Annotated in this window: 20 protein-coding genes and 1 tRNA gene; 10 read left to right on the top strand and 11 right to left on the bottom strand. The window is 64.1% G+C overall.

From position 1 onward, the window contains the following. Positions 1-655 precede the first annotated feature (655 nt). Positions 656-730: transfer RNA gene (locus ABSY17_RS24335), tRNA-Gly, on the bottom strand. Between the two features lie 208 nt (positions 731-938). Here ABSY17_RS24335 and ABSY17_RS24330 point away from each other — a divergent pair. The 4 genes from ABSY17_RS24330 (at position 939) to ABSY17_RS24315 (ending at position 3,698) form a co-directional block, all read left to right on the top strand. Beyond that, positions 939-1,451, top strand: coding sequence for a prolyl-tRNA synthetase associated domain-containing protein (locus ABSY17_RS24330; protein ID WP_378946615.1), 513 nt, complete (start codon positions 939-941; stop codon positions 1,449-1,451). A 68-nt stretch (positions 1,452-1,519) separates the two neighbouring features. Next, complete coding sequence (gene trxA, locus ABSY17_RS24325) at positions 1,520-2,479, top strand: thioredoxin (RefSeq protein ID WP_378946612.1); 960 nt, start codon at positions 1,520-1,522, stop codon at positions 2,477-2,479. A gap of 188 nt (positions 2,480-2,667) precedes the next feature. Then, positions 2,668-3,339 carry an LON peptidase substrate-binding domain-containing protein gene (locus ABSY17_RS24320; protein WP_378946609.1) on the top strand — a complete coding sequence of 224 codons (672 nt, stop codon included), beginning with the start codon at positions 2,668-2,670 and terminating at the stop codon, positions 3,337-3,339. Between the two features lie 125 nt (positions 3,340-3,464). Next, positions 3,465-3,698, top strand: a complete 234-nt coding sequence (locus tag ABSY17_RS24315; protein WP_378946606.1) for a Trm112 family protein — start codon at positions 3,465-3,467, stop codon at positions 3,696-3,698. A 257-nt stretch (positions 3,699-3,955) separates the two neighbouring features. On the opposite strand, the gene ABSY17_RS24310 is transcribed toward ABSY17_RS24315, so the two are convergent. From ABSY17_RS24310 to ABSY17_RS24300, 3 genes are read right to left on the bottom strand one after another with little or no spacing between them, the layout of a single operon-like run. After that, positions 3,956-7,297 (bottom strand): error-prone DNA polymerase, encoded by a 3,342-nt coding sequence (locus ABSY17_RS24310; RefSeq protein WP_378946603.1) that lies wholly within the window; start codon positions 7,295-7,297, stop codon positions 3,956-3,958. After that, positions 7,294-8,760, bottom strand: coding sequence for a Y-family DNA polymerase (locus tag ABSY17_RS24305; protein WP_378946600.1), 1,467 nt, complete (start codon positions 8,758-8,760; stop codon positions 7,294-7,296). Before ABSY17_RS24305 ends, ABSY17_RS24310 begins: the two co-directional genes overlap by 4 nt. Continuing rightward, positions 8,702-9,700 carry an ImuA family protein gene (locus ABSY17_RS24300; protein ID WP_378946597.1) on the bottom strand — a complete coding sequence of 333 codons (999 nt, stop codon included), beginning with the start codon at positions 9,698-9,700 and terminating at the stop codon, positions 8,702-8,704. Before ABSY17_RS24300 ends, ABSY17_RS24305 begins: the two co-directional genes overlap by 59 nt. 191 nt (positions 9,701-9,891) lie before the next feature. Between ABSY17_RS24300 and ABSY17_RS24295 the strand changes: the two genes are divergently transcribed. Further along, a complete protein-coding gene (locus ABSY17_RS24295; RefSeq protein ID WP_378946594.1) occupies positions 9,892-10,314 on the top strand; it encodes a metallopeptidase family protein in 423 nt (140 codons plus the stop codon). A gap of 22 nt (positions 10,315-10,336) precedes the next feature. Here the strand turns inward: ABSY17_RS24295 and ABSY17_RS24290 are convergent, their stop codons facing one another. Both ABSY17_RS24290 and ABSY17_RS24285 read right to left on the bottom strand, forming a co-directional pair. Then, complete coding sequence (locus tag ABSY17_RS24290) at positions 10,337-10,543, bottom strand: DUF1737 domain-containing protein (protein WP_378946592.1); 207 nt, start codon at positions 10,541-10,543, stop codon at positions 10,337-10,339. Between the two features lie 21 nt (positions 10,544-10,564). After that, positions 10,565-11,455 (bottom strand): HpcH/HpaI aldolase/citrate lyase family protein, encoded by an 891-nt coding sequence (locus tag ABSY17_RS24285; RefSeq protein ID WP_378946589.1) that lies wholly within the window; start codon positions 11,453-11,455, stop codon positions 10,565-10,567. Positions 11,456-11,552: 97 nt separating this feature from the next. On the opposite strand from ABSY17_RS24285, the gene ABSY17_RS24280 reads away from it, so the two are divergent. Both ABSY17_RS24280 and ABSY17_RS24275 read left to right on the top strand, forming a co-directional pair. Continuing rightward, positions 11,553-12,722, top strand: coding sequence for an NAD(P)/FAD-dependent oxidoreductase (locus ABSY17_RS24280; RefSeq protein ID WP_378946587.1), 1,170 nt, complete (start codon positions 11,553-11,555; stop codon positions 12,720-12,722). A 1,112-nt stretch (positions 12,723-13,834) separates the two neighbouring features. Next, complete coding sequence (locus tag ABSY17_RS24275; RefSeq protein ID WP_378946584.1) at positions 13,835-14,632, top strand: lytic transglycosylase domain-containing protein; 798 nt, start codon at positions 13,835-13,837, stop codon at positions 14,630-14,632. Positions 14,633-15,028: 396 nt separating this feature from the next. Here the strand turns inward: ABSY17_RS24275 and ABSY17_RS24270 are convergent, their stop codons facing one another. After that, entirely contained in the window at positions 15,029-15,904 is an 876-nt protein-coding gene (locus ABSY17_RS24270) for a LysR substrate-binding domain-containing protein (protein WP_378946581.1), read from the bottom strand. 43 nt (positions 15,905-15,947) lie between these two features. Here ABSY17_RS24270 and ABSY17_RS24265 point away from each other — a divergent pair, with 43 nt between their 5' ends. Both ABSY17_RS24265 and ABSY17_RS24260 read left to right on the top strand, forming a co-directional pair. Continuing rightward, positions 15,948-17,156, top strand: a complete 1,209-nt coding sequence (locus tag ABSY17_RS24265) for a TauD/TfdA family dioxygenase (RefSeq protein ID WP_378946579.1) — start codon at positions 15,948-15,950, stop codon at positions 17,154-17,156. Continuing rightward, positions 17,153-17,752, top strand: a complete 600-nt coding sequence (locus tag ABSY17_RS24260; protein ID WP_378946576.1) for an HD domain-containing protein — start codon at positions 17,153-17,155, stop codon at positions 17,750-17,752. The genes ABSY17_RS24265 and ABSY17_RS24260 overlap by 4 nt, the downstream gene beginning before the upstream one ends. A gap of 2 nt (positions 17,753-17,754) precedes the next feature. On the opposite strand, the gene ABSY17_RS24255 is transcribed toward ABSY17_RS24260, so the two are convergent. The 4 genes from ABSY17_RS24255 to ABSY17_RS24240 form a co-directional block, all read right to left on the bottom strand. Continuing rightward, a complete protein-coding gene (locus tag ABSY17_RS24255) occupies positions 17,755-18,495 on the bottom strand; it encodes an SDR family oxidoreductase (RefSeq protein WP_378946573.1) in 741 nt (246 codons plus the stop codon). Between the two features lie 33 nt (positions 18,496-18,528). Continuing rightward, the gene (locus tag ABSY17_RS24250; protein WP_378946570.1) at positions 18,529-19,518 is read right to left on the bottom strand and encodes an aldo/keto reductase; all 990 of its coding nucleotides are present in this window, start codon (positions 19,516-19,518) and stop codon (positions 18,529-18,531) included. Positions 19,519-19,534: 16 nt separating this feature from the next. Next, a complete protein-coding gene (locus ABSY17_RS24245) occupies positions 19,535-19,930 on the bottom strand; it encodes a cupin domain-containing protein (protein ID WP_378946567.1) in 396 nt (131 codons plus the stop codon). A gap of 119 nt (positions 19,931-20,049) precedes the next feature. Continuing rightward, positions 20,050-20,337 carry a hypothetical protein gene (locus tag ABSY17_RS24240; protein WP_378946564.1) on the bottom strand — a complete coding sequence of 96 codons (288 nt, stop codon included), beginning with the start codon at positions 20,335-20,337 and terminating at the stop codon, positions 20,050-20,052. A 573-nt stretch (positions 20,338-20,910) separates the two neighbouring features. Between ABSY17_RS24240 and ABSY17_RS24235 the strand changes: the two genes are divergently transcribed. After that, positions 20,911-22,458, top strand: a complete 1,548-nt coding sequence (locus ABSY17_RS24235) for a hypothetical protein (protein WP_378946562.1) — start codon at positions 20,911-20,913, stop codon at positions 22,456-22,458. Positions 22,459-22,817: the final 359 nt, after the last annotated feature.

Genomic DNA, 22,817 nt, shown 5'->3' with positions numbered 1-22,817 from the left:
GATTAAAGGATTGCGGACGGTTCACCGTCTGGACCGAAGACCATTTCAAGCTCTCCTTTGCGTCGATCGCGGAACTGCATAGAGGCCTGCCTCCAGTATCGTATCGCGGGATAAACCTTCCCTATGGCGAGGGCGCGCAAGCTATCCCCATAGACCTGATTGTTCACGACAGTGAGAACAGAACCGTCCGCTCGTATAACGTAAAACGAGGCAACGGCGTTTATGATGCGGGGAAGCGGCGACTTATCTTTAATGAGCTACTTCGGACGCAGATGCTTCTGGAGAGCTACAGCCGTTCAATAGGATTCGACGCAGTCCACTACGAATCCTACGCCGTCTTCTACTACGGACTTCGCTCAATCCCGGAACCGTATTCCCTGATTGGGGACGACCTCAATTTACACTTTGAGTTTCCCGTCAAGTCTGCGCTCGAAGCCGTGAATAGTGTGTTTCGCGAGGGTCTATACACGCTAATCGAGGCAGCGCCGCCCGCTTGATGAAGCGCGCGCAACGCCTCTACTTCGGCCTGAATCGGCTCAACGCCCTTGTGACCCGCCGGTAACCCTGGCCGCGGCGACCGTGCTTCCGGCCGCGCTTTCCGAGCGCCAAAAACGACGAAGGCCGCGGTAAACCGCGGCCTTTTTCGTGGAGTAATTGGAGCGGGTGAAGCGATTCGAACGCTCGACCCCAACCTTGGCAAGGTTGTGCTCTACCCCTGAGCTACACCCGCTCGCCGCAGCTCGTCGCCGCAACGAGGCCTATATGGCCGAAGCTCCCGGCGAATGCAACAGGGGGACACGCTCTTTTTTCGACAATTTTCACACAGGGCGAAAAACCCCGGATTTCCGGGCAATGCGCGTTGTGGACACGCAAGCCGACTTGTATCGGCTGCGCCATTTGCCCATAAACCGGGACACCCAACTGCAGCGGAAGCCCTGATGAGCGGTGCCATGATTCCCAAAACCCCGGCCGAATTGATGGCCTATCTCGACGAACTTGGCATTTCCGTTGCGACACGCGAGCACCCGCCCTTGTACACGGTCGCCGATTCGCAGGCGCTGCGCGGCGAGATCCCGGGCGGGCACACCAAGAACCTGTTCCTCAAGGACAAGAAGGACAATTTCTTCTTGGTCACGGTGGACGAGCAAGCCAATGTCGATCTCAAGCAGATCCACCACCTGATCGGGGCGGCAAGCCGCGTCTCCTTCGGCAAGCCGGAGGCGCTGATGGAACTGCTCGGCATCGTGCCTGGCGCGGTCACCGTCTTCGGGCTGGTCAACGACAGGACCGGCAAGGTCAAGCTGGTGCTCGACAGTGTCTTGATGGAGAATGCGACGATCAATGCCCATCCGCTGACCAACGAGGCCACCACCTCGATTCGCCGCGATGACCTGCTGCGATTCGTCAAGGCAACCGGCCACGATGCTGTGATCTTGAAAGTCTCGGGCTGATAGCCACATGCTTGCCTGAACCGAGCGCGGTCCGAAACCAGCCGCCGCCATTTATCGAAAGAGCGAAGATGAGCAACGAAAGCAATCCATTCGGCGGCATGAGCAGCCAGTACGCCACCAACGTCCAGTATGGCGGCGCGACGGCCCAGCCGACAGCCGAGCTGATCAAGGACACGACCACCGCCACCTTCGCCGCCGACGTTATCCAGGAATCGCGCAACCAGCCGGTACTGGTCGACTTCTGGGCGCCGTGGTGCGGGCCGTGCAAGCAGCTGACACCGGTGATCGAGCGCGTCGTCCAGTCCGCCGGCGGGCGGGTCAAGCTCGTCAAGATGAACATCGACGACCACCCCGCCATTGCCGGCCAGCTCGGGATCCAGTCGATTCCGGCGGTGATCGCGTTCAAGAACGGCCAGCCGGTCGACGGTTTCATGGGCGCGGTGCCCGAAACCCAGATTCGCGAATTCATCGATCGTGTCGCGGGCAAGAACGGCGCCCAGCCCGAGATCGCCGAGGCGCTTGCCGCGGCGGCGGAAGCGCGCAGAGCGGGCGACCTGCAGACCGCAGCCCAGATCTACGACGCCATTCTCGAACAGGCGCCGGAGACCGTCGAGGCCATCGCAGCCCTGGCCGAACTTCTCTTCGAGGCGGGCGATACCGTCGGTGCCAACGAAGTGCTTGCCCGCGCGCCCGACGACAAGAAGGATGCGGCCGCCCTCGTTTCCGTGCGTACCAGGATTGCCCTTGCCGAAGAGGCCGCAGCCCTTGGCGACGCGGCCGGGCTCGAGCGCCGACTGGCGCAGAATCCCGGTGACCACCAAGCGCGCTTCGATCTCGCGATGATCCAGAACGCTGCCGGCCAGCGCGCCGAGGCAGCCGACAATCTGCTTGCCATCGTCAAGGCCGACCGGACCTGGAACGACGACGGCGCAAGGGCTCAGTTGCTGAAACTGTTCGAGGCCTGGGGTTTCACCGACGAGGTGACGCTGGCCACCAGGCGCAAGCTGTCTTCGCTGCTGTTTTCCTGACGGGACGGCGGCGGGCTTGCGTTTGTGCGCGACAGTTCCGAATGTACAGCGCGGCGTGTCCTTTTGGATGCGCAAAAGGCGCTGTAGCACTTTGAACTTGTGCATGATCCTGTCCGAAAATCGGGTCCGCTTTTCGCGACGCGGACCTTCGGTTCGGGGCCATGCACCGGCATGCGGCGGGAGTTGAGATGCAGGCAGGAAACGTGCACTACCGGTTCGATGCCGATCTGCCCGCGACGCTGGCGGTGTTCCCGCTGCCTGCGGCGCTGCTGCTGCCGGGCGGGCGTATGCCGCTCAACATCTTCGAACCGCGCTATCTCCAGATGGTCGACGAGGCCATCGCCGGGTCGCGGCTGATCGGCATGATCCAGCCAGCACTCGACGGCACGTCGCTGCCGAACGGGGAACCAGCACTATGCATGGTCGGCTGCATCGGCCGGATCACTTCGTTTGCCGAGACCGGCGACGGCCGCTACCTCATTTCGCTGCAAGGCGTGTGCCGCTTCCGCATCGTACAGGAACTTGCGGTCAAGACGCCCTTCCGCCAGTGCCGGATCGCGCCTTTCGCCGCCGACCTGTCCGAAGACAAGGCGGGCGGCGAAGTCGACCGCCCGGCGCTGCTGCGCGCCTTCCGCACCTATCTCCAGGCCAACGATCTCGAGACCGACTGGGAAAGCGTCAGCCGTGCCGACAGCACGGTGCTGGTCAACGCCTTGTCGATGATGGCGCCCTATGGCGCCGCCGAAAAGCAGGCGCTGCTCGAGGCGCCAGATCTCAAGACGCGGGCCGAGACGCTGATTGCCATCACCGAAATGGCGCTGGCGCGCGAGAACGACGATTTCGGATCGAGCCTGCAATAGGCCAGTGCATGGTCCTGAAAATCGGAAACGATCTTCGGAAAGGATCATGCACAAAGTTTAAGTGTTACAGCGTCCTTTGCGTGTCCAAAAGGACGCGCGGCGCTGTAACCGCATGGAGAGCTGCCATGGTTGAAACCTCCAGAAGGCGCGACATTGACGTCAAGCTGCTCGAGTTGCTCGCCTGTCCCCTGACCAAGGCGCCGCTGATCTGGGACGCCGAACGCAGCGAACTGGTCTCGCGACTGGCTCGCCTCGCCTATCCGGTCCGCGACGGCATCCCGGTCATGCTGCCCTCGGAAGCGCGGCAGATCTTTGATCCCGAGGAAGGTCCCAAGGGCGCTCCTCCCGCCTCCCGCTGACGTTTCCTGCAGCCCTTGGGAGCCTGCATAGGGGCTTGAGTTCGGCATGTGCCTTGGACGCTGCCAACCGGCGATTCGTTCCCTGTTTTCTTTTTTGCCGCCAGATCCTTTTCGAACATTGGACGCGATGTCCGGAGCATTTTTGCAGCCGAGTGGAATCACTTGGCATTGTACAAATGTGGCAAAAACAATCAGATAGAACGGCAACCAGGATTTATTCGGGTGTCCGCCGCTCTGCCCCGCCCATGGAAAACGGCCTATTGGAAGTTGCGTCCCTTGGGCATGACGCTGCTGGCCTTGCGCGCCAGATTTTCATAGCTCTTGAGGATACGCGGATCCCTCCCCGCCTTCTCGGCCGCAGTTTGCCGCCCGCCGTTCGCCTGGAAAGTCGCGACGCGGGCTTTCGCCTCGGCCTGCATCTCCTCGGACATCGTCGCGAGCCAGGGCGTCAGATCCTCCATGCTGTCGGCTACGATGTGAATGACGCCCGATTCCGCTTGCAGCTTGCCACTGACGCGGATGAGCTTCGATCCCATGATCACCGCGCGGTAGCGGTCGAAGACACGTTGCCAGATGATGATGTTGGCAACCGCATTTTCGTCCTCCAGTGTCAGAAAAATGGCATTGCCCTTGCCCGGGCGCTGGCGCACCAGCACCAGCCCCGCCACCGAAACACGCCTGCCATCGGGCACCTCGCCCAGTCGGCCGTTGGGAGTGATGCCGGCGCGGTCGAGTTGCGGCCTGAGGAAGGCCACGGGGTGCGCTTTCAGCGAAAGGCCGAGCGAACGGTAGTCGTGGATGACATGCTCGCCGAGTGGCATGACCGGCAGATGCATCTCGGGCTCGTTGTCGGGCAGCTGGACCGCAGGCTGGTCGAACAGGGGCAGCATTTCTGCGGCACTCTTGCCGTCGAGCGCGCGCACCGCCCACAGGGCCTGCCGCCGGTCGAGACCGATCGAGCGAAAGGCGTCGGCCTGGGCAAGCAACTCGATCTCACCGACGTCGAGCCCGGAACGCAGCCAGACATCGCGCACCGACGCGTAGCCCGTGCCGCGTCGGGCCACGAACCCGTTCATCTTCCTTTCGGAAAGCCCCTTGATCTGGCGGAAGCCGAGCCGGACGGCATGGCTCGTCCTGATGACATCGCGCATCTCGGCATGGCGGGCGCGGATCTGCTTCGGATCGAAATCGGCGGTCTCGAGCAGGCAGTCCCATTCGGAGTGATTGATGTCGACCGCGCAAATCTCGACGCCATGGTCCTCGGCATCGCGGACCAGTTGCGCTGGCCGGTAAAACCCCATCGGCTGAGAATTCAGGATCGCCGCGCAGAAGACGTCGGGATAGTAGGTCTTGAACCAGCAGGAGGCATAGACGAGCAGCGCAAAGGCCGCCGCATGGCTTTCGGGAAAACCGTATTCGCCGAAACCCTCGATCTGCTTGAAGCAGCGCTCGGCAAAGTCGCGCTCATAACCGCGCGCGACCATGCCCTCGACCATCCTGTCGCGATAATTGCCGATGGTGCCGGTGCGCTTGAAGGTGGCCATGGCGCGCCGGAGCTTGTCGGCCTCGCCGGGCGAGAAGCCGCCGGCGACGATGGCGATCTTCATCGCCTGCTCCTGGAACAGCGGGACGCCCAGCGTCTTGCCGAGGATTCTTTCGAGTTCGACCTTGGGGAATTCGACCTTTTCCTTGCCTTGCCGCCGGCGCAGATAGGGGTGCACCATGTCGCCCTGGATCGGGCCGGGCCGAACGATCGCCACCTCGATGACCAGATCGTAGAATTCGCGCGGCCTGAGGCGCGGCAGCATCGACATCTGCGCCCGGCTCTCGATCTGGAAGACACCGAGCGTGTCGGCGCGACAGATCATGTCGTAGACCTTCGGATCCTCCGGCGGCAGCGTCGCCAGCGTGTAGGGCCGGCCATGCGGGTCGCGCTCGTCGTAATGCGCTTCCAGCAGATTGAAGGCCTTGCGCAGGCAAGTCAGCATACCGAGCGCCAAGATGTCGACCTTGAGGATGCCGACGGCATCGAGGTCGTCCTTGTCCCACTCGACCATCTTGCGCTCTTCCATCCCCGTCTTGACGATGGGCACGATCTCGTCGAGCCGGTCGCGGGTGATGACGAAGCCGCCGACATGCTGCGACAAATGGCGGGGGAAGCCCATGATGCCGTTGGCATGCTCGATCACGTGGCCGGTCAGCGGATCGGCCCTGTCGAGCCCGCCGGCCTTCGCTTCCTGCTCGCCGAGCTCGGACGAATACCAGCCCCAGATCGCCCCCGACATCGCTCCCCTGACATCGTCGGACAGGCCCATCGCCTTGGCGACCTCGCGCAGCGCCGAGCGGCCGCGATAGGTGACGACGGAAGCGGCGAGCGCGGTGCGCCTGGCGCTGTATTTTTCGTAGATGAAGGCGATGACCTCGTCGCGCCGCTCATGCTCGAAGTCGACGTCGATGTCAGGCGGTTCGCCCCGCTCCACGGAGATGAAGCGCTCGAACAGGACATCGACGATATCGGGCCCGACATCGGTGATGCCGATGCAGAAGCAGATGACGGAATTGGCAGCCGACCCGCGCCCCTGGCACAATATGCCCTCTGAGCGGGCGAACTGGACGATGTCGTGCACGGTGAGGAAATAGCGGGCATAGTTGAGTTCCTCGACAATGCCGAGTTCGTGGCGGATCAGCCCCGCAACCCTCTCCGAAACGCCGTCAGGATAGCGTCTTTTCGCCCCCTCCCAGGTTAGCCGCTCAAGCTCCGCCTGCGGTTCGAGGCCGGATTCGGTGGGCTCGTCGGGGTAGTTGTATTGGAGTTCCTTCAGTGAGAAATGCAGGCTCGCGGCGAAGCGCAACGTCTCGGCCAGGGCTTCGGGATGGCGGCGGAACAACCTGTTCATCTCGCTCGGTGCCTTGAGGTAGCGCTCGGCATTCGCCTTGAGTTCGAACCCGGCCTGCGTGACGGGCACATTGACGCGGATCGCCGTCAGCACATCCTGCAGCGGGCGCTGGCCTGATGTGTGGTAAAGCACGTCATTGGTCGCCATCAGCGGCAGGCCGGCCGCCGCCGCCATGGCCGCGGCCTGCTCGATCCTGAAGCGGTCGTTGCCACCGAAGGTCGGGGCGACCGCCAGCCACAGCGAGCTTCCGAAACGCGCCTTGAGCGCGCGCAGCAACGCCAGACCCTCTTCGGCCGGGCCAACAAGTTCCGGCAACACCGCAAGCGACAGCAAATCGCCCCATTCGAAAAGGTCCTCGCAGCGCAAGTCGGGGGAGCCCTTTTCACCGCGCATGTTGGCCTCAGTCAGCATGCGGCAGAGGTGACCCCAGCCGGCACGATCCTGCGGATAGGCCAAGATGTCGGGCGTGCCATCGGAAAAGACGAGCCGGCAACCGGGATGATAGGCGAGCTTTTCTTCATCCGCCATCTTCCAGGCCCGGACGACGCCTGCCACGCTGTTGCGGTCGGCAAGGCCGATCGCCGCAAGCCTCTGAAGCTTTGCCGTGGCCACCAGTTCCTCCGGGCACGAAGCCCCGCGCAGGAACGAGAAATTCGACTGGACGCCGAATTCGGCATAGCGCGCGGCAGCGATCATGTTCATGCAAAAACTCCATGCAGGAACCAGCGCGGCGTGGCCTGCGCGCCGTAGAGCCCCTGCCGGTAGAGCCAGTAACGGCGGCCGTCGGCATCCTCGACACGGTAATAGTCGCGCGTCGGCGCTTCAGCCCCTTCGCGCCACCATTCCGGCGCTATGCGTTCCGGCCCTTCGGCGCGGGCGACACGATGCAGGGCGCGCCGCCAGCGGAAATGCGGCGGCGGACCGTCGGGCACCTCGTTCAAGGGAACGTCGATGGGCTCGGGCGAGCGGAACAGGCGGATCGGACGTTCCAGCTGGCTGGTCCGATTGACGGAGCTCGCCTTGCCTGACCTTGCAACTGCGGCGGCCTTTGGGGTTTGCCCCCGTGCATGGGGAGCGACGGCCCCGGCGCGCTCGGGAAGGTGGCTTTCGGCCGGAACGGGATCGAGCACCGCGGCCTCGCCGAGCCGGGCCGACACACGGTCGGCAAAGATCGCCAGTTCCTCGCCATCGTCTTCGACCTCGCCGGCGAGATCGCCCTGCCGCGCCTCGAAACGAGCCGTCGACAACGCCGACAGGCGAACGAGATCGAACCCGCACCCGGCATCGATGGTCTCGCCCAGCGCCTTCAGCCGCTCATGCAGCAACCTGCCGATCAGCGCGGGTTCGCGGATGGGGCGCGACGCGCCAACAGTGATGCGGCTGACCATGCCGTCGACCCGGAACAGCAGAAGCTCGATCGTGCGCGCTCCCTCCTCGCGGCGCTCGAGATCGAGCTTGAGCGTGGCTGCGAGCAGGCCGACCAGCCGTTCGACCTCCTCGATGAGCGACAGCGGGTCGGCGAGATGCCGCTCGACCGACAGCGGCGCCACCGGCAGGCGCGGCGAGATCGCCTCCTCCAGCCGCCCCAGCGCCTGGTCGAGCCGCTCGATAAGTGTTGCGCCGAAACGCCGGACGAGCGGCGCCCGCGGCCCGTCGATGATCGCGCCTACCGTGCGCAGCCCGACACTTTCGAGGCTTGCCCGCGTTACCGCTTCGATGCGCAATGCCGACAGCGGCAGGCGATGGAGAAAACTGCGCTCCCCACCGGGGGCCACGATATGGCCGGACGAGAACCGTGCCGCCGCCCAGGCCGCCCCCGCCGTCGAAGCTACGCCGGCGCGCACGTCAAAACCCTGGTGGAAAAAGCGTGCCAGAAGGTCGGCGAGCAACGCCTTTTCACCGCCGAAGAGATGGGCGCAGCCGGTGATGTCGAGGAACAGCCCGTCGGTGCCATCGAGCGCGACCAGCGGCGTATAGCGGTCGCACCAGTCGGCGAGGCCTTCGAGCAGGCGGCGATCGGCCTCCGGGTCGGCCTCGACGACGTCGATGTCGGGATGCATGGCGCGCGCCTCGGCAATGCCCATTCCCGGCCGCAGCCTGAGCGCTTCAGCCTGTTCGTCGAGGGCGGCGATGCGCTGGGTGTTGTTCTCGCGATGGCTGATCACCAGCGGCTGGCCCGGCTGCGGGCCTGAACGCCAGGACCGCCCCAGCCGCCGCCGCAGGATCCGCTCGGCCGCGAGATGGGGAAACCATAGCGACACGATTCTCTGGGACGGCGCGTTCGTCTCTTCTTTGTTCGAGGGTGTGTGCATCGGGGTTCCATTCCAGAATGAATTTGCCGGCAAGAGCGGTGCGGCTCTTGCCGATTTCGACCGTGAAGCCGGGTGGCCCGATCGAATGGGACAGCGGACCGGCGACCGTCCGACGAAGCGCCGCCGGGGCAGGTGCTGCGACGAAGCGGGTGGGCGCGGCCGTCGGTTCGGCCTCCGCCGAATGGCGCAAAAGCAATACCGGCCGGCCGGCATCCTGGGCCCGACGATGCAGCCGCCGCGTCGCCGTCAGGTCCAGCCCCCGCGGATTGCCGCGCAGTTCGACAATGACGGTTGCGAATTCGTCGATGCGGCTGGCCTCCTCGGCGATCCACAGCGCATCGGCGGGCTTCGGCGCCTCGGCCAGCAGCATCTGCTCGGGCGCAAGGCCGAACTGCCCGGCCAGCCCCGGCGCGTAGGGAAGCCCTGCCTCCCTGAAGACCTCGGCCGTGCCGACCCACAACACCAGCCCCGGCCTGGCGTTGTGCTTGCGAATGAGGCTGGCGAGGCACAGGGCAAAGCCGGCGACCGCGCCCGCATCGCGCGTCGCAGCGCCATGAATCTCGGTCAGCGCCGCCTTCGGCAACCCGCCGCCCAGGGTCTCGTCAAGCTCCTGGACGCCGGTGGGGAGGAAAAGATCGCGCGCCGAAGCGACGCCGTTGCGACGGACCAGAAGGCCCGCGGGCGGCACATTGCCGGAGCGAGCCGCCAGCAATTCCGGCAACGTTCCCTCGATCTTCGCGATCTTCCGGCGCAGGGCAAAAACGACGTCCCGCGCCACGGCGCTGGTCGCCATGTCGATATGCCTCCGGCTAATTGTTCCTGTTATGTTCTTATAGATTCCAGAGGCGCCCCCGAGAGTCAAGCCGATTCAAAGGGAATTTATTCCTCTCCACATCGACAGCTCGGCCGCTTATTTTCTCGCCGCACGGCAAAAGCCTCGTAAGCCGGGCGACGAAAGGCTATATGCCCCCAAAAGGAAAAAGAATGGCCCGCATCTACAAGACCCGCGCCTGGCATGACCAGCTTTCGCCTTCGATCGAGGAAATGGAGCTCCTGGCGCTCGAAGCCTACGCCCACCTGCCGGAGGACTTCCGCCAGCTGACCGGCGAGGTGGTCATCCAGATTGCCGAATTCCCGACCGACGAGATCATGGACGACCTGTCGCTGGAAACCCCCTTCGACCTGCTTGGCCTGTTCGAGGGACGCGGGATCGCCGAGCGCTGGAACCCGCAGACCGGCGAAGGCCCCAACCGCGTCACGCTCTACCGCCGCGCCATTCTCGACTACTGGGCGGAGAACGAGGAGACGCTGGGCGACATCGTCACCCATGTGCTGATCCATGAGATCGGGCACCATTTCGGACTGTCCGACGAGGACATGGAGCGGCTGGAGGAAGCCGCCGAATAGGCCGGACGCTTCCCCAACAAGATCAAAAATCGCCGAGCTTGATGGTCGGGTCGTAGTCGATGCCGTCGACGTCCTTGACCACGGCCTGGCCGCAGCGCATGGCCTTGGTGTCGGCGTCGAAGGCATAGGTCGGCGAGCCGAACAGGTGCCAGCCCTTGTTCAGCGCCGCCGTGACCTTGTGGCAGAAGGTGGCATCGTCGGGCCCGGTCAGGAGACGATAGAGTTTCATTCTCGTGTCCTCGTGCGCTTCTCAGTTCTTGAAACTATCGATCAGTGCGGCCCTGGCGAGCAGTTGCTCGGCCTGGACCAGATGCAGCCGCTCGACCATCCTGCCACCGAGCGAGATTACACCTTTCGAGGCGTTTTCCGGTAGCGCGAAGGCGTCGGCGATCGCCTGCGCCTCGGCAAGGGCTGCGGCCGATGGCGAAAAGGCGGCATTGGCGCCCGCGATCTGGGCCGGATGGATCAGCGTCTTGCCGTCGAAGCCCATGGCGGCGGCCTCGGCGCATTCGCGGGCGAACGCTTCGAGATCGCGGAAATCGTTGGACACCCCGTCGAGCAGGTCGAGCCCGCCGGCGCGGGCGGCGAGCACCATCTGCATCAGCCAGGGCATGAGGTAGCGCCGGTCGACCGTCACCGCCACGCCGGTATCCTTGGCGAGATCGTTGGTGCCGGCAACCAGGCAGGCGAGCCGCGAGCCGGGGTTGCGGCTGAGCTCGGCGATGGCGGCGATGTTGACGAGTGCCCGCGGCGTCTCGACCATCGCCCAGAGCTTTAGCCCCTCGGGCGCATCATGGTTGTCGAGCACGTCGTTGGCCTCGAGAATGTCGCGCACCGTGTCGACCTTGGGCAAAAGCACGCCGTCGACGGCCCATTGGCTCACGGCGGCAAGATCGTCGGCGCCCCATTCGCTCGCCAGCGAGTTGATGCGGACGACGAATTCGCGGCCTCCCGCCACCTTTTCGGCAAAGAAGCTTGCGAGACGTTCGCGCGCCTGGACCTTGTGCTCGGGCAGCACGGCGTCCTCGAGGTCGAGGATGACGGCATCGCAGGCAAGCTGCGGCAGCTTGGCGAGCGCCTTTTCGTTGGTGGCGGGGACATAGAGGACGGAGCGGCGCGGGCGTGAGACGGGATGTGGCATCTGGACTTCTTGCCCGGCAATGCTGGCCCTTGCAAGTGCTTGCGGCGCGGTGGCGTAACTGCTCTTGTCCTCCATCTCGAACAGACGGAACTACATCATGGCACGCTACGACGTGGTCATCATCGGCGGCGCGATCGTCGGCAGCTCCATCGCCTACTATCTGCGCGACGAAGGTTTTACCGGCTCCATCGCGCTGATCGAGCGCGATCCGCAATTCGCCCATGCGGCGACCACGCTGTCCTGCGCCTCGATCCGCCAGCAATTCTCGATCCCCGAAAACATCCGCCTGTCGCAGTTCACGCTGTCCCTGTTCCGGCGGCTGAAGGACGAATTCGGCCCCGACGCCGACATCGGCTTCCGCGAGGGCGGCTACCTGATCCTCGCCGGCGACAACGGTTTTCCCATTCTCAAGGCCAACCATGAGGCGCAGATCGCCGAGGGGGCGGACATCGTGCTCGAGGACGCCGAGCAACTGCAAAAGCGCTTCTCGTGGATCTCGACCGAGGGCATTTCCGCCGGCGCCTATGGCCGGACAGGCGAAGGCTGGTTCGACGCGCACGCCATGCTCGGCCTGTTCCGCAAGGCGCTGAAGACGAAAAATGTCGAGTTGATCACCGCCGAAGTGGCCGGCATCGAGCGCCAGGGCAACCGCGTCGTGGCCGTAACGCTCGCCGACGGCGAGAGGCTCGAGGCCGGCACGATCGTCAACGCGGCGGGACCGAACGCCGGCAACGTCTCGGCCATGGCCAGCATCGCGCTGCCGGTCGAGCCCAGAAAACGCAACGTCTTTGTCTTCGAGGCGCGCGAAAAGTTCGACGACATGCCGCTGATGGTCGACCCCAGCGGCGTCTATGTCCGGCCCGAAGGCTCAGTTTACATTACTGGTGGCGCCGAAAGCGAAGACGGCGAGCAGGCCGCTGATCCCCAAGATTTCAACCCCGACTGGGGGCTGTTCGAAGAGGTGATCTGGCCGGTTCTGGCCACCCGCGTGCCGGCCTTCGAGGCGATCAAGGCGACGCAGGCCTGGGTCGGCCACTACGACTACAACGCGCTCGACCAGAACGCGGTGATCGGCCCGCATCCGGAGGTTCAAAACTTCATCTTCGCCAACGGCTTTTCCGGCCACGGCCTGCAGCAGGCCCCCGCAGTGGGCAAGGCGCTGGCCGAACTGCTGGTGCATGGCGGCTACCGAACCATCGACTGCTCGGCCTTCGGCTACCAGCGCATCGCCGAGGGGCGCGCCTTCCGCGAACTGAACGTGATCTAGGTTTTTTGGGCGCTGCCCTCATCCTGAGCCTGTCGAAGGGTGAGGGGGCGGCCAACGCCTCAAATCTCCGCCGCGCCGAGCGACAGCGCGGCGAGAAAGGTCATCATCGCCTCGACCTCGTCGGCGGCCCAGTTGGAGGGTTGGTCGGTGCAGGCAGCCCCCTCGTGGCCATAATAGTCGGCGCGACAGCAGCCATTCTTGCGGCAGACGCGGCGCGAACAGCGCGCCGTCGCGCGTGGCGGCGATGCGCACGGCCAAGCCCACGACCTTGCGCACCGTGTAGGGCAGGCGCCGGTCGATGGCGCTTTGGCGGTCGTCGATCGGCTTCAATTGTTTCATGTTGAACAGCCTTTCGTGAGGAACAGTTGCGCCGCGCCCATGGGAGACCGCCCGGCCTGGCGCACCGGCCGGTTTCTTTGGAAAAATGTGGGAAGCCGACGCATGGGGCGCGCCTTGCTGAGTAATTGATACGGCACGCCACCATGCGTCCGCCGGTGCGCTTGCCCCACCCTTGTGCCATCAAACGCATTTCCGCGTCGCGGCTGGCGGGGCCAAGGCCTGGGGGCTCAACACCCAGCAGCACCACCGTCAGTGCTGCCGGCCAAGACACCGTCCCCCTCACCTGATACCCGGTGCGCACCAGGCTTCCCGCGAGGAAGTGGCTTTGATATTGCGCCGGATTTTTCAGGGCGTGGAAAAAACGGCGGAAAGATTTTTTGGAAGGTGTTTTGAAACAAGGGGGTGGGGAGAGAGCGGCCGGGAATTTTTCCCCGCCGGATCAGGTTGTGCCGGGGGGTGGCCCAAAGACGTCCTATGTCTTTCGCACGGCGAACAGCCGCTTCGCGCCCCATGTCGGCCCGTGAGGTGGCTCCAAGGCTTTCCCGATAGCGGACGTTGCCAAAGTAACTCACCGAAATGCCGAACGAACGACACGTTGACGAAGGTCGAAAGCGGCGCCTGCACCAGCGCGGCCAACTAGTGCGTGGGCGGGGTCGCCCCGCGCTTGCGAATGTTCCAAATCGCCATGGCTGGCTTTATTTCGCCCAACCGCTATTATTGAGTGACGCCATGCGGCCGGATGCTTGATGGATCGGACCGGCTAGGAGAGCGACATGGCGTTCTTTGCTAGAGGACAGTTGATAGCAGCGGCGGGCGCCCTCGCCCTCTGCCTTCTCACGTGCGCCGCTCAGGCGGCCTCATGCAGCAAAAGCGCTGCCGGGTTTCAACAGTGGAAAGTGGAGTTTGCCGAGACGGCAAAGGCCGCCGGCGTCAGGGGGAAGGGCCTTGCAGCGCTTCTCGGAGCGAACTACGCCGTAGGAACCATCCGGGCCGACCGCTCCGTCAACAGGGCTTTCGGTGGCTCGGTCAATGACTTTATGAGACGCCGCGGTGGGCCCGCGATTATTTCCAAGGGGCGATCGCTCAAGACGGCGAACGCAGCACTCTTCGGCAACATCGAGCGCAAGTACGGCGTGCCCGCCGGCGTGCTGCTCGCCATCTGGGGTATGGAGACCGGCTTCGGCGCCTCCATGGGCAACCAGAACACTGTATCGGCAATCGTCACGCTCGCCTACGATTGCCGCCGTCCGCAATTCTTCGCGCCGCATGCCATCGCGGCGCTCAAGCTGGTTGACAGCGGCGCGCTGAGCGCCCGCTCGGTCGGCGCCATGCACGGCGAGATCGGCCATACCGGGTTCCTGCCCGGGAACGTCTTGAAGTACGGCGTCGGCAGCAAGAACATGCGCGACAAGAGTACTGCGCTGATGTCAACGGCCAACTTCCTCAGGGCGCACGGTTGGCGGGCCGGCGGGGGCTATCAAGGAAACATGGGCGCCATCGCTGGCTGGAACTCCGCGAGTGTCTATCAGCAGGCAATCGCCCGCATCGGCGCCGCGATCGACGGCAGTTAGATAGTTAGGCCTGCTTCCAGCAAAAAAGCCGCCATTCGACGGCTCAATTTGCTGGTTCCAGTACGATCTATGGCCCGCACGTCGTGAGCAGCGTATGCTGCTTTCGGGCACTCACTGGACGCCAGTGATGGCTGCCTCGGGGAAGCCTTCGCGCTCTTCAAGACATTCAGCATCACCTGTCGCGCGACCTTGTATTTCGTCGGCGCTTTCAGCGCGTGACCAATCCCAGTCCTCGGCGGCAAGAGCTCTGATGTCCACTTTTCGTGTTGGGCATCCTGGCAGCGGACGGTCGGCCATCGGCCCCAATGAGGACCCTCTATGCACCACCCATGGCAAGCGCCCGCACCTGCCGCCAATCAGACCTAAGCCCGCTTGCGAATCCCGCCTAGGCCTGACCTAGTCAGCCCCGCCGCTCGTCAGGCTGTCGAGCAAAGCCTGGCGCTCGGCAAAGCGCGGCCGGCTGCGCGGCCAGGTGATCCAGTAGCCGGCTTCCATGCGAAGGGCCTGGTCGTCCATCCGCACCAATCGCCCTGCCGCAAGCACCTCGCGGCACAGCGCGAGCGATCCCAAGAGCACGCCCGCTCCTGCCTCAGCCGCCCTCAAGGACTGGACGAAGGTGTCGAAACGCAGCAGCGGCACCGGCGACGGGGGTGCTGCCATCGCCGCCGTCCAGTCACGCCAGCCGATCCTTGGACCGGAGACAGCGATGCGCGGCAGGCTCTGCCAGTCACCCCTCGCCGTGTCGAGCAGCGCCGGCGACGCGACCGGGGCAAGCTCTTCGGTGAACAGGCGCCGCGCCTCGAGTTCCGGCCAGTTGCCCTCGCCGAAGCGGATCTCGAAATCCGCCTCGCTTCTCGAATAGTCGGGCAGGCGCTGGATCGTCTCGAAGGACAGCTGCAGTTGGGGAAGCACACGCCCGATCATTGCCAGGCGCGGCACGATCCATAGCTCGATGATCGAAGCCGAGGCGGCGATCGTGATCTTGCGCCGGGGTGCTGCGAACAGGTTGGCGGTGCTGTGGGCGAGTTGCCCAAGCGCTGCCTGCACATGCGGCAGCCACGCCTCGCCCTGGGTCGAGAGTGTCACCCCGCGCGCCTGGCGGTCGAACAGCTGGGCGCCGATCCGCAATTCGAGGTTCCGGATGCGCTGGCTGACCGCGGCCTGGGTAAGGCCGAGCTCCGCGGCCGCGGCGGTGAAACTGCCGAGGCGCGCGGCGGCCTCATAGACCCGGATCCATTCGAGCGGTGGCAGTGCTTCAGGGCGCTCAGCCATAAGGAATTTGACGTCTCGATACCAGGAAATGTTGTTTGTTTTTATGCCTGAAGCCGAATGGAGTGTCGAGGACATTGGCTGGGAGGAACGAATGCTCGACAAGGTGGATATACTGGATGGCGGAGAGGGCGTGGCACTGACGCTCGCGGGGGGTGCCAGGCATCGCTTCCACGCGATCTGGCTGCGCGACAACGCCTGGGACGACAAGACCCGTGCGCCCGGCAATGGCCAGAGGCTGATCACGCTCGGTGACATCCCGCGCGGCACGCATGTCTCGGCGGCCCGCGCCGAAGGCAACCGCCTGCACCTGACCTTCCAGCCCGAGGGGCGCACGATCGCCTATGACGCCGACTGGCTGCTCCGCCACAGCTACGACAAGGTTTCGGCCCGCCCGGCCGGCTGGACGGCGCCGGAGATCGAAACCTGGGATGCGAGCCTGGGCACGAATATCCCCGTCGCCGACTTCGCAACCGTCGGCCGCGACCGGAGCGCGCTGGCCGGCTGGCTCGCCGGCGTGCGCCGCTACGGCTTCGGCAAGCTTGTCGGCGGACCGGCCGAAGCCGAGGCGCTGCTCAAGGTGGCGGCCCTGTTCGGCTATGTGCGCGAGACCAATTACGGCACGTATTTCGAGGTCCGCACCGAGGTCAATCCGACGAACCTCGCCTATACCGGCCTCGGCCTCCAGGCCCACACCGACAATCCCTACCGCGATCCGGTGCCGACGCTGCAGATCCTCTACTGCCTCGAAAACTCGGCCGAAGGCGGCGAGAACATGGTGGTCGACGGCTTCCGCGCCGCCGAGCGGCTGCGGGCGGAAAATCCGCGCGGCTTCGAGCTTTTGACGCGCCACTGCGCCCGCTTCGAATATGCCGGCAGCGAAGGCGTGTGCCTGCGCTCGCGGCGACCGATGATCGAGCTCGCTCCCGACGGCGAGCTGATCTGCATCCGCTTCAACAACCGCTCGGCAGCCGCGATCACCGACGTGCCCTATGAGGACATGGCCGACTACTACGCGGCCTATCGGCGGCTAGGCGAGATCATCGACGATGAGGCCATGGAGGTGACGTTCAAGCTTGCCCCCGGCGAGAGCTTCATCGTCGACAACACCCGCGTGCTGCACGCCCGCAAGGGCTATTCCGGTGCCGGTTCGCGCTGGCTGCAAGGCTGCTACGCCGACAAGGACGGCCTGCTGTCGACGCTGGCGGCCATCGAGGCCCAGTCGGCAACAACGGCAAGGGAGGCCGCGGAATGAGCGCGCCAGCAAGGGACAACCTCACGTCCAAGAACATCGTCGCCTTTCTCGCCGACATCTTCGAACGGCGCGGCGGCGAGGAATATCTCGGCGAACCGGTGACGATGGCCGAACACATGCTGCAGGGCGCTCACCTGGCCGAGCAACAGGGCGAGGCAGAGGCCATCATCGTGGCGACGCTGCTGCACGACATCGGCCACTTCACCAGCGAGTTCGGCACGTTCTCGATGAACGACACCAAGGACAAGTACCACGAGGTGGCAGGCGGACGGGTGCTGGAACGGTTCTTTCCCAGCATCGTCACCGACTGCGTGCGCCAGCACGTCGCCGCCAAGCGCTACATCTGCGCCACCGATCCAGACTATTTCGGACAATTGTCCGAAGCCTCGATCCATTCGCTGAAGCTGCAGGGCGGACCGATGAGTGCTGCGGAAGTCGCCGAATTCGAAAAGCAGCCGAACCTGCGCGAGATCGTCCGGGTTCGCCATCTCGACGATGCCGGCAAGGTCGCGGGCATGGCGACGCCCGGCTTCGAACATTACATGCCGATGCTGCAGCGGGTGGTCGACGCCCATTGCGGCGCTGCCGGAGGCTGAGGTCAGTATTCCTGCCGGGTCGGCCGGAACAGGATCTCGTTGACGTCGATGTCCTCCGGCTGGCCGATGGCGAAGGCCACCATGCTGGCGAAGGAGTCGGCCGGAATGGCGACCCGATCATAGAGCTCGCGCACCCGCGTGGCGACGTTCGGGTCGGTGATGGTGTCGGGCAGCTCCGTCGCCACCGCCCCCGGCGAGATGACGGTGGTGCGGATATTGTAGGGCTTGACCTCCTGCCGCAGCCCCTCGGAAAGGGCGCGCACCGCATATTTGGTGGCCGAATAGACCGCCCCGCCCGGCCCGACCTTGTGGCCGGCGACCGAGGACACGTTGATGATGTGGCCGCCCTTCTGGGCCTTCATGTGCGGCAGCACCGCGGCGATGCCGTAGAGCACGCCCTTGATGTTGACGTCGATCATGCGGTCCCACTCCTCGACCTTGAGGCTTTCGAGCAGCGACTGCGGCATCAGCCCGGCATTGTTGACGATGACGTCGACGCGGCCGTGCATCTGCATGGCGCTGTCGACCAGATGCCTGACCTGATCGACATGCACGACGTCAGTCTGGATGGCTGCGCCCTCGCCCAACGAAAGCTGCTTGGCCAGCGCCTGCAACCGGTCGAGGCGGCGCGCGCCGAGCACCAGCCTGGCCCCGTCCCTGGCGAGACGGCGCGCGGCGGCTTCGCCCAGCCCGCTGCTCGCTCCAGTGATGACGACGACCTTGTCCTTGATGTTCTGTGTCATGGCACGATCCCAGCTTGAAAGCTCTTCTGATGCTCAACGATCGACGCGGGACTGGAGGTGCGGCGGGTAGCGATCCCCCTGTACCGATATGCCGGATAGGGCGGCCTCTATCTGGCTGATGTCGCCTGGCGTCAGCCCGACGTTTGCCGCACCGATGTTCTCCTTCAGGCGATGCAATTTCGTGGTGCCCGGTATCGGCACGATCCACGGCTTCTGCGCGAGCAGCCAGGCGAGCGCGATCTGGGCCGGCGTGGCCTTCTTCGTCGCCGCTATGCGGCCGATCAGATCGACCAGAGCCTGGTTCGCCTTGCGCGCCTCAGGCGTGAAGCGAGGCACGACGTTGCGAAAGTCGCTGCTGTCGAACTTCGTGTTCTCATCGATAGCGCCGGTGAGAAATCCCTTGCCCAAGGGACTGAACGGAACGAATCCGATCCCCAGCTCTTCGAGTGCCGGCAGGATTTCGGCCTCCGGTTCCCGCCACCACAGCGAATATTCGCTCTGAACGGCGGCTACCGGCTGAACGGCATGGGCACGACGGATCGTCTGCGCCCCGGCTTCGGACAGTCCAAAATGCTTCACCTTGCCTTCGCCGATCAGGCCCTTCACGGCACCCGCCACCTCCTCGATCGGAACATCGGGATCAACGCGGTGCTGGTAGAAAAGATCGATGCGGTCGGTCTTCAGACGTTTCAGCGCAGCGTCGGCAACCTTCCGGATATGTTCCGGTCGGCTGTTCATGCCGCTTTGCCCGCCATTGGCGTCGAATTCGAAACCGAACTTCGTGGCAATCACCACCTTGTCGCGGAACGGCGCCACCGCTTCGCCTACCAGCTCTTCGTTCTTGTAGGGGCCATAGGCTTCGGCGGTGTCGAAAAACGTGACACCGCTTTCGAAAGCCGCTCGGATGAGCCCGATTGCTTCGGGCGCCGCCGTCGCCGGGCCGTAGCCGTAGCTGAGCCCCATACAACCGAGCCCGATGGCCGAGACTTCCAGGCCACCGTTCCCAAGCTTGCGCTTCTGCATCGTCCTTCTCCCTGGCTCACGCCCGGTACTGTTCGTCGGTGACCTTTTCCATCCAGTCGACCACCTTGCCGTCGAGCGCTTCCGCGATTGCGATATGGGTCATGGCCGTGGTCGGCATCGCCCCATGCCAGTGTTTCTCCCCCGGCTCGAACCAGACCACGTCGCCGGGCCGGATTTGCTCGACCGGGCCGCGCTCGCGTTGCGCCCAACCGCAGCCCGACGTGATGATGAGCGTCTGGCCCAGAGGGTGCGTATGCCAGGCGGTACGGGCGCCCGGCTCGAAGGTGACAATCGCGCCGCCGACCCGCGCCAGCCCGCTTCCCTTGAATGGCGAGTCGATGCGCACGGCTCCGGTGAAATATTCAGCCGGTCCGCTCGCGGAAGGCTGTGATCCGTTTCGCGCAATATCCATCGTTTCCATCCTTTCGGCTGTCGCGCGGCTTAGAAAATAGGCCGCGCCGGGGGATCGACCAGATGCCCGACGCTTCCGGCCTTGTGCCACGCCTTGGCTGCCAGTGCTCCGCCCACGCCTCAGATCTCCGCCGCGCCCAGCGACAGCGCGGCGAGAAAGGTCATCATCGCCTCCACCTCGTCGGCGGCGCGGTTGGAGGGTTTGCCGGTACAGACCGCACCCTCATGGCCATAATAGTCGGCGCGGCAGCAGCCGTCCTTGCGGCAGACGCGGCGCGCACAGCGAAGGGGCGCACCGTCGCGCGTGGCGGCGATGCGTACGGCCAAGCCCACGACCTTGCGCACCGTGTAGGGCAGGCGCCGGTCGATGGCGCTTTGGCGGTCGTCGATCAGGCTCGGTTGTTTCATGTGGAACAGACCTTTCGTGAAGAACGGGTGCGCCGCGCCCATGGGAGATCGCCCGGCCTGGCGCACCAGCCGGTCTTTGGGGACAATGTGGGAAGCCGACGCATGGGGCGCGCCTTGCTGAATAATTGATACGGCACGCCACCATGCGTCCGCCGGTGCGCTTGCCCCACCCTTTTGCCATCAAACGCATTTTCGCGTCGCGGCTGGCGGGGCCAAGGCCTGGGGGCTCAACACCCAGCAGCACCACCGTCAGTGCCGCCGGCCAAGACACCGTCCCCCTCACCTGATACCCGGTGCGCACCAGGCTTCCCGCGAGGGAGATGGTTTTGATATTACGCCGGGTTTTGAGGGGTGTGGAAAAACCGGCCGAAAGTTTTTTTGAAAGGCAAGCGGAAACAATTGGTTGGCGAGAACGAGGACCAGAATCTATCCTCGACAGGTCACCATTTTGGAACAGCGGCCGAGCCGGTGCGGACCTTGCCGAACGCAAAGGTCGGCCTAGCTTAGACGGCATTGGCAGACATTTCGAACGAAGTTGTTGAACCTCTAGCGCTCGTTCCAGAGGAGCCAACCATGAAGAGGCGTACATTCTTGACCGGCAGCGCAACCGCCGCCGTTACCTTGTCTGCGAACGCTGCCTTTCCACAATCACCGCCTGCCGCGGGCCAGCCCTTGTCGCCGTCGGATGTCGCATCCGCCGTGCCGCGCCTGCGCGCCCAGTTCGCCCAGGATTTCGGTCCCGAATATTTCGAGCATGTCATCGTGCCCTATTTTCTCGTCAGCACCTATCAGGGCGAAGAGCCGATGCTGCCGATGATCGGGGTGGCTCTGACCAAAGAAAACGCCCTGCCCTACGATCTCTGGGGCCTGTTGAGCGAAACCTGGCAACCGGCTCCCCAATACGGCGTGACGGTGTTCCTGCAGGGGCTCGACAAGCGCGGTCCGGACAACCGACGAAAACGCATCTACATGTCGGCCGTGACACCCGATCTCTATCGGGCAAAGTACGGCGACAAGGTCACCGCATTCTTCGACAAGCTGATGTCGCAGGAAAATGCCGGAAAACCGCTGATGCGGCCCTATCTCGAGGCCTATTGGGATCTCTACTGGGACCTCCACCTCGGCGTATCGCATGACCAGGTGCCGGACCGTATCCGGCAGATCGGCAACAGCTTCAACACGGTGCTCGCCTTTCGCGATCCAACCCAGCGCATCGTCTACGAGAACTACATGACGGTGCACGACAATCTGGGCTACCTCAAAGGGTGGATCGACGAGAAGATCTCCGACATGAAAGCCGGCAAGATCCCGAATCCGGAAAAGACCTTTGCCTGGTACTGGATCAAGAATGCCGGAGACGGCGAATATTTCGCTCCCAAGGATGTCGTCTTCGAGTGTTTCCATAACTTCGTGGCGTTCAGCCAGTGGGGCAACACGCTCTACAACATCATGCGCAAGCTCGGCACGGGCACCGGCGATCCGGAGGCCAGGGCATGGTTCGCAAAAACCATGGGAAGCGACTTCGACAGTGCCAATGGCGCCCCGTTCACGCCGCTGGAGCGCTTCACGATGGAACTGTTCCGCACCATTTCGCCCAATGGGGGCAGCATCTCGGCGTTGACCGAGACCAGACCGCCCTATTTCGAGCGCCATGGTTATATCGTCACCCCGCATACCTCGACGAGCATGGATCCGGTGCACTGGAAGAACCCGACCGCGTTCGACCCGTCTCGCTATGAACACGAGCCGACAAGCCAGGACATCAACGAAGCCAAGGCGCTTTCCCTGGGCTTTGCAAAATGCCCGTTCGACAAGACGAGTTTCGAACTCAAGGATGGTCGCAACGGGTCGATGGAAAACAGTGCATTCGGGACAGTGTTCGGCGAGGTCGACAACAAGCCGCTTCCGGTTTGCGACTATGCCGGGTTTGCCCCTTTCGGCTTCGGTTACCGGCGCTGCCCGGGCGAGCAGCTGACCATTCTAGCCTTCGGGGATTTTCTCAAGAAGGCATGGAAGGACAAGCTCGAATTCGTCCAGCTCGATCTCAGCGATCCTGAACCGCTGCCGATCGGGCCAACGACCGTCATTGGCGACAACATGGGATTCGTCAGGGCCACCTAGGGCACCGTGTAGGGCAGGCTGTCGGTAGCTTTGCCTCGGCTCCGACCTAAGGCGGGGTTGCAACCGACATTTATATCGATAGAACACCCCCGGAACTTGACGGGATCTACTACCGAGAATGCTGGAACATATTTCGTTCTCTACTAGTGAATTCAGACCGCATGAGCAGTTTGACGCCTATCGGAACTTTTTGGGTACGGCCGCCGACGTTACACCTGATCACTCGAGGGCTAGCGGCTTCGCGGCCAGCGCCACCGCGTGGAACCTGGGTGGCATGGCCTTCATACACGCGACACTGCCTGGATCCGAGAGACCGCGCTCCGTTCACAGAAACCGCAAGGATCCGGTCGACCATTGGT

This window comes from Mesorhizobium sp. ANAO-SY3R2, from assembly GCF_042466635.1.
Taxonomy (GTDB): domain Bacteria; phylum Pseudomonadota; class Alphaproteobacteria; order Rhizobiales; family Rhizobiaceae; genus Aminobacter.
This window is presented reverse-complemented; position numbering and strand designations above follow the sequence as displayed.

Bases quoted from the DNA above. Each gene is read 5' to 3' on its own strand.
- ABSY17_RS24330 (WP_378946615.1), top strand. From the start codon at position 939: ATGAGCGGTGCCATGATTCCCAAAACCCCGGCCGAATTGATGGCCTAT.
- ABSY17_RS24250 (WP_378946570.1), bottom strand. From the start codon at position 19,518: ATGCAGAAGCGCAAGCTTGGGAACGGTGGCCTGGAAGTCTCGGCCATC.
- ABSY17_RS24255 (WP_378946573.1), bottom strand. From the start codon at position 18,495: ATGACACAGAACATCAAGGACAAGGTCGTCGTCATCACTGGAGCGAGC.
- ABSY17_RS24310 (WP_378946603.1), bottom strand. From the start codon at position 7,297: ATGAACATGATCGCTGCCGCGCGCTATGCCGAATTCGGCGTCCAGTCG.
- ABSY17_RS24275 (WP_378946584.1), top strand. From the start codon at position 13,835: ATGGCGTTCTTTGCTAGAGGACAGTTGATAGCAGCGGCGGGCGCCCTC.
- ABSY17_RS24300 (WP_378946597.1), bottom strand. From the start codon at position 9,700: ATGGCGACCAGCGCCGTGGCGCGGGACGTCGTTTTTGCCCTGCGCCGG.
- ABSY17_RS24290 (WP_378946592.1), bottom strand. From the start codon at position 10,543: ATGAAACTCTATCGTCTCCTGACCGGGCCCGACGATGCCACCTTCTGC.
- ABSY17_RS24260 (WP_378946576.1), top strand. From the start codon at position 17,153: ATGAGCGCGCCAGCAAGGGACAACCTCACGTCCAAGAACATCGTCGCC.
- ABSY17_RS24320 (WP_378946609.1), top strand. From the start codon at position 2,668: ATGCAGGCAGGAAACGTGCACTACCGGTTCGATGCCGATCTGCCCGCG.
- ABSY17_RS24235 (WP_378946562.1), top strand. From the start codon at position 20,911: ATGAAGAGGCGTACATTCTTGACCGGCAGCGCAACCGCCGCCGTTACC.
- ABSY17_RS24270 (WP_378946581.1), bottom strand. From the start codon at position 15,904: ATGGCTGAGCGCCCTGAAGCACTGCCACCGCTCGAATGGATCCGGGTC.
- ABSY17_RS24265 (WP_378946579.1), top strand. From the start codon at position 15,948: ATGCCTGAAGCCGAATGGAGTGTCGAGGACATTGGCTGGGAGGAACGA.
- ABSY17_RS24245 (WP_378946567.1), bottom strand. From the start codon at position 19,930: ATGGATATTGCGCGAAACGGATCACAGCCTTCCGCGAGCGGACCGGCT.
- ABSY17_RS24240 (WP_378946564.1), bottom strand. From the start codon at position 20,337: ATGAAACAACCGAGCCTGATCGACGACCGCCAAAGCGCCATCGACCGG.
- ABSY17_RS24285 (WP_378946589.1), bottom strand. From the start codon at position 11,455: ATGCCACATCCCGTCTCACGCCCGCGCCGCTCCGTCCTCTATGTCCCC.
- ABSY17_RS24280 (WP_378946587.1), top strand. From the start codon at position 11,553: ATGGCACGCTACGACGTGGTCATCATCGGCGGCGCGATCGTCGGCAGC.
- ABSY17_RS24295 (WP_378946594.1), top strand. From the start codon at position 9,892: ATGGCCCGCATCTACAAGACCCGCGCCTGGCATGACCAGCTTTCGCCT.
- ABSY17_RS24315 (WP_378946606.1), top strand. From the start codon at position 3,465: ATGGTTGAAACCTCCAGAAGGCGCGACATTGACGTCAAGCTGCTCGAG.
- trxA (WP_378946612.1), top strand. From the start codon at position 1,520: ATGAGCAACGAAAGCAATCCATTCGGCGGCATGAGCAGCCAGTACGCC.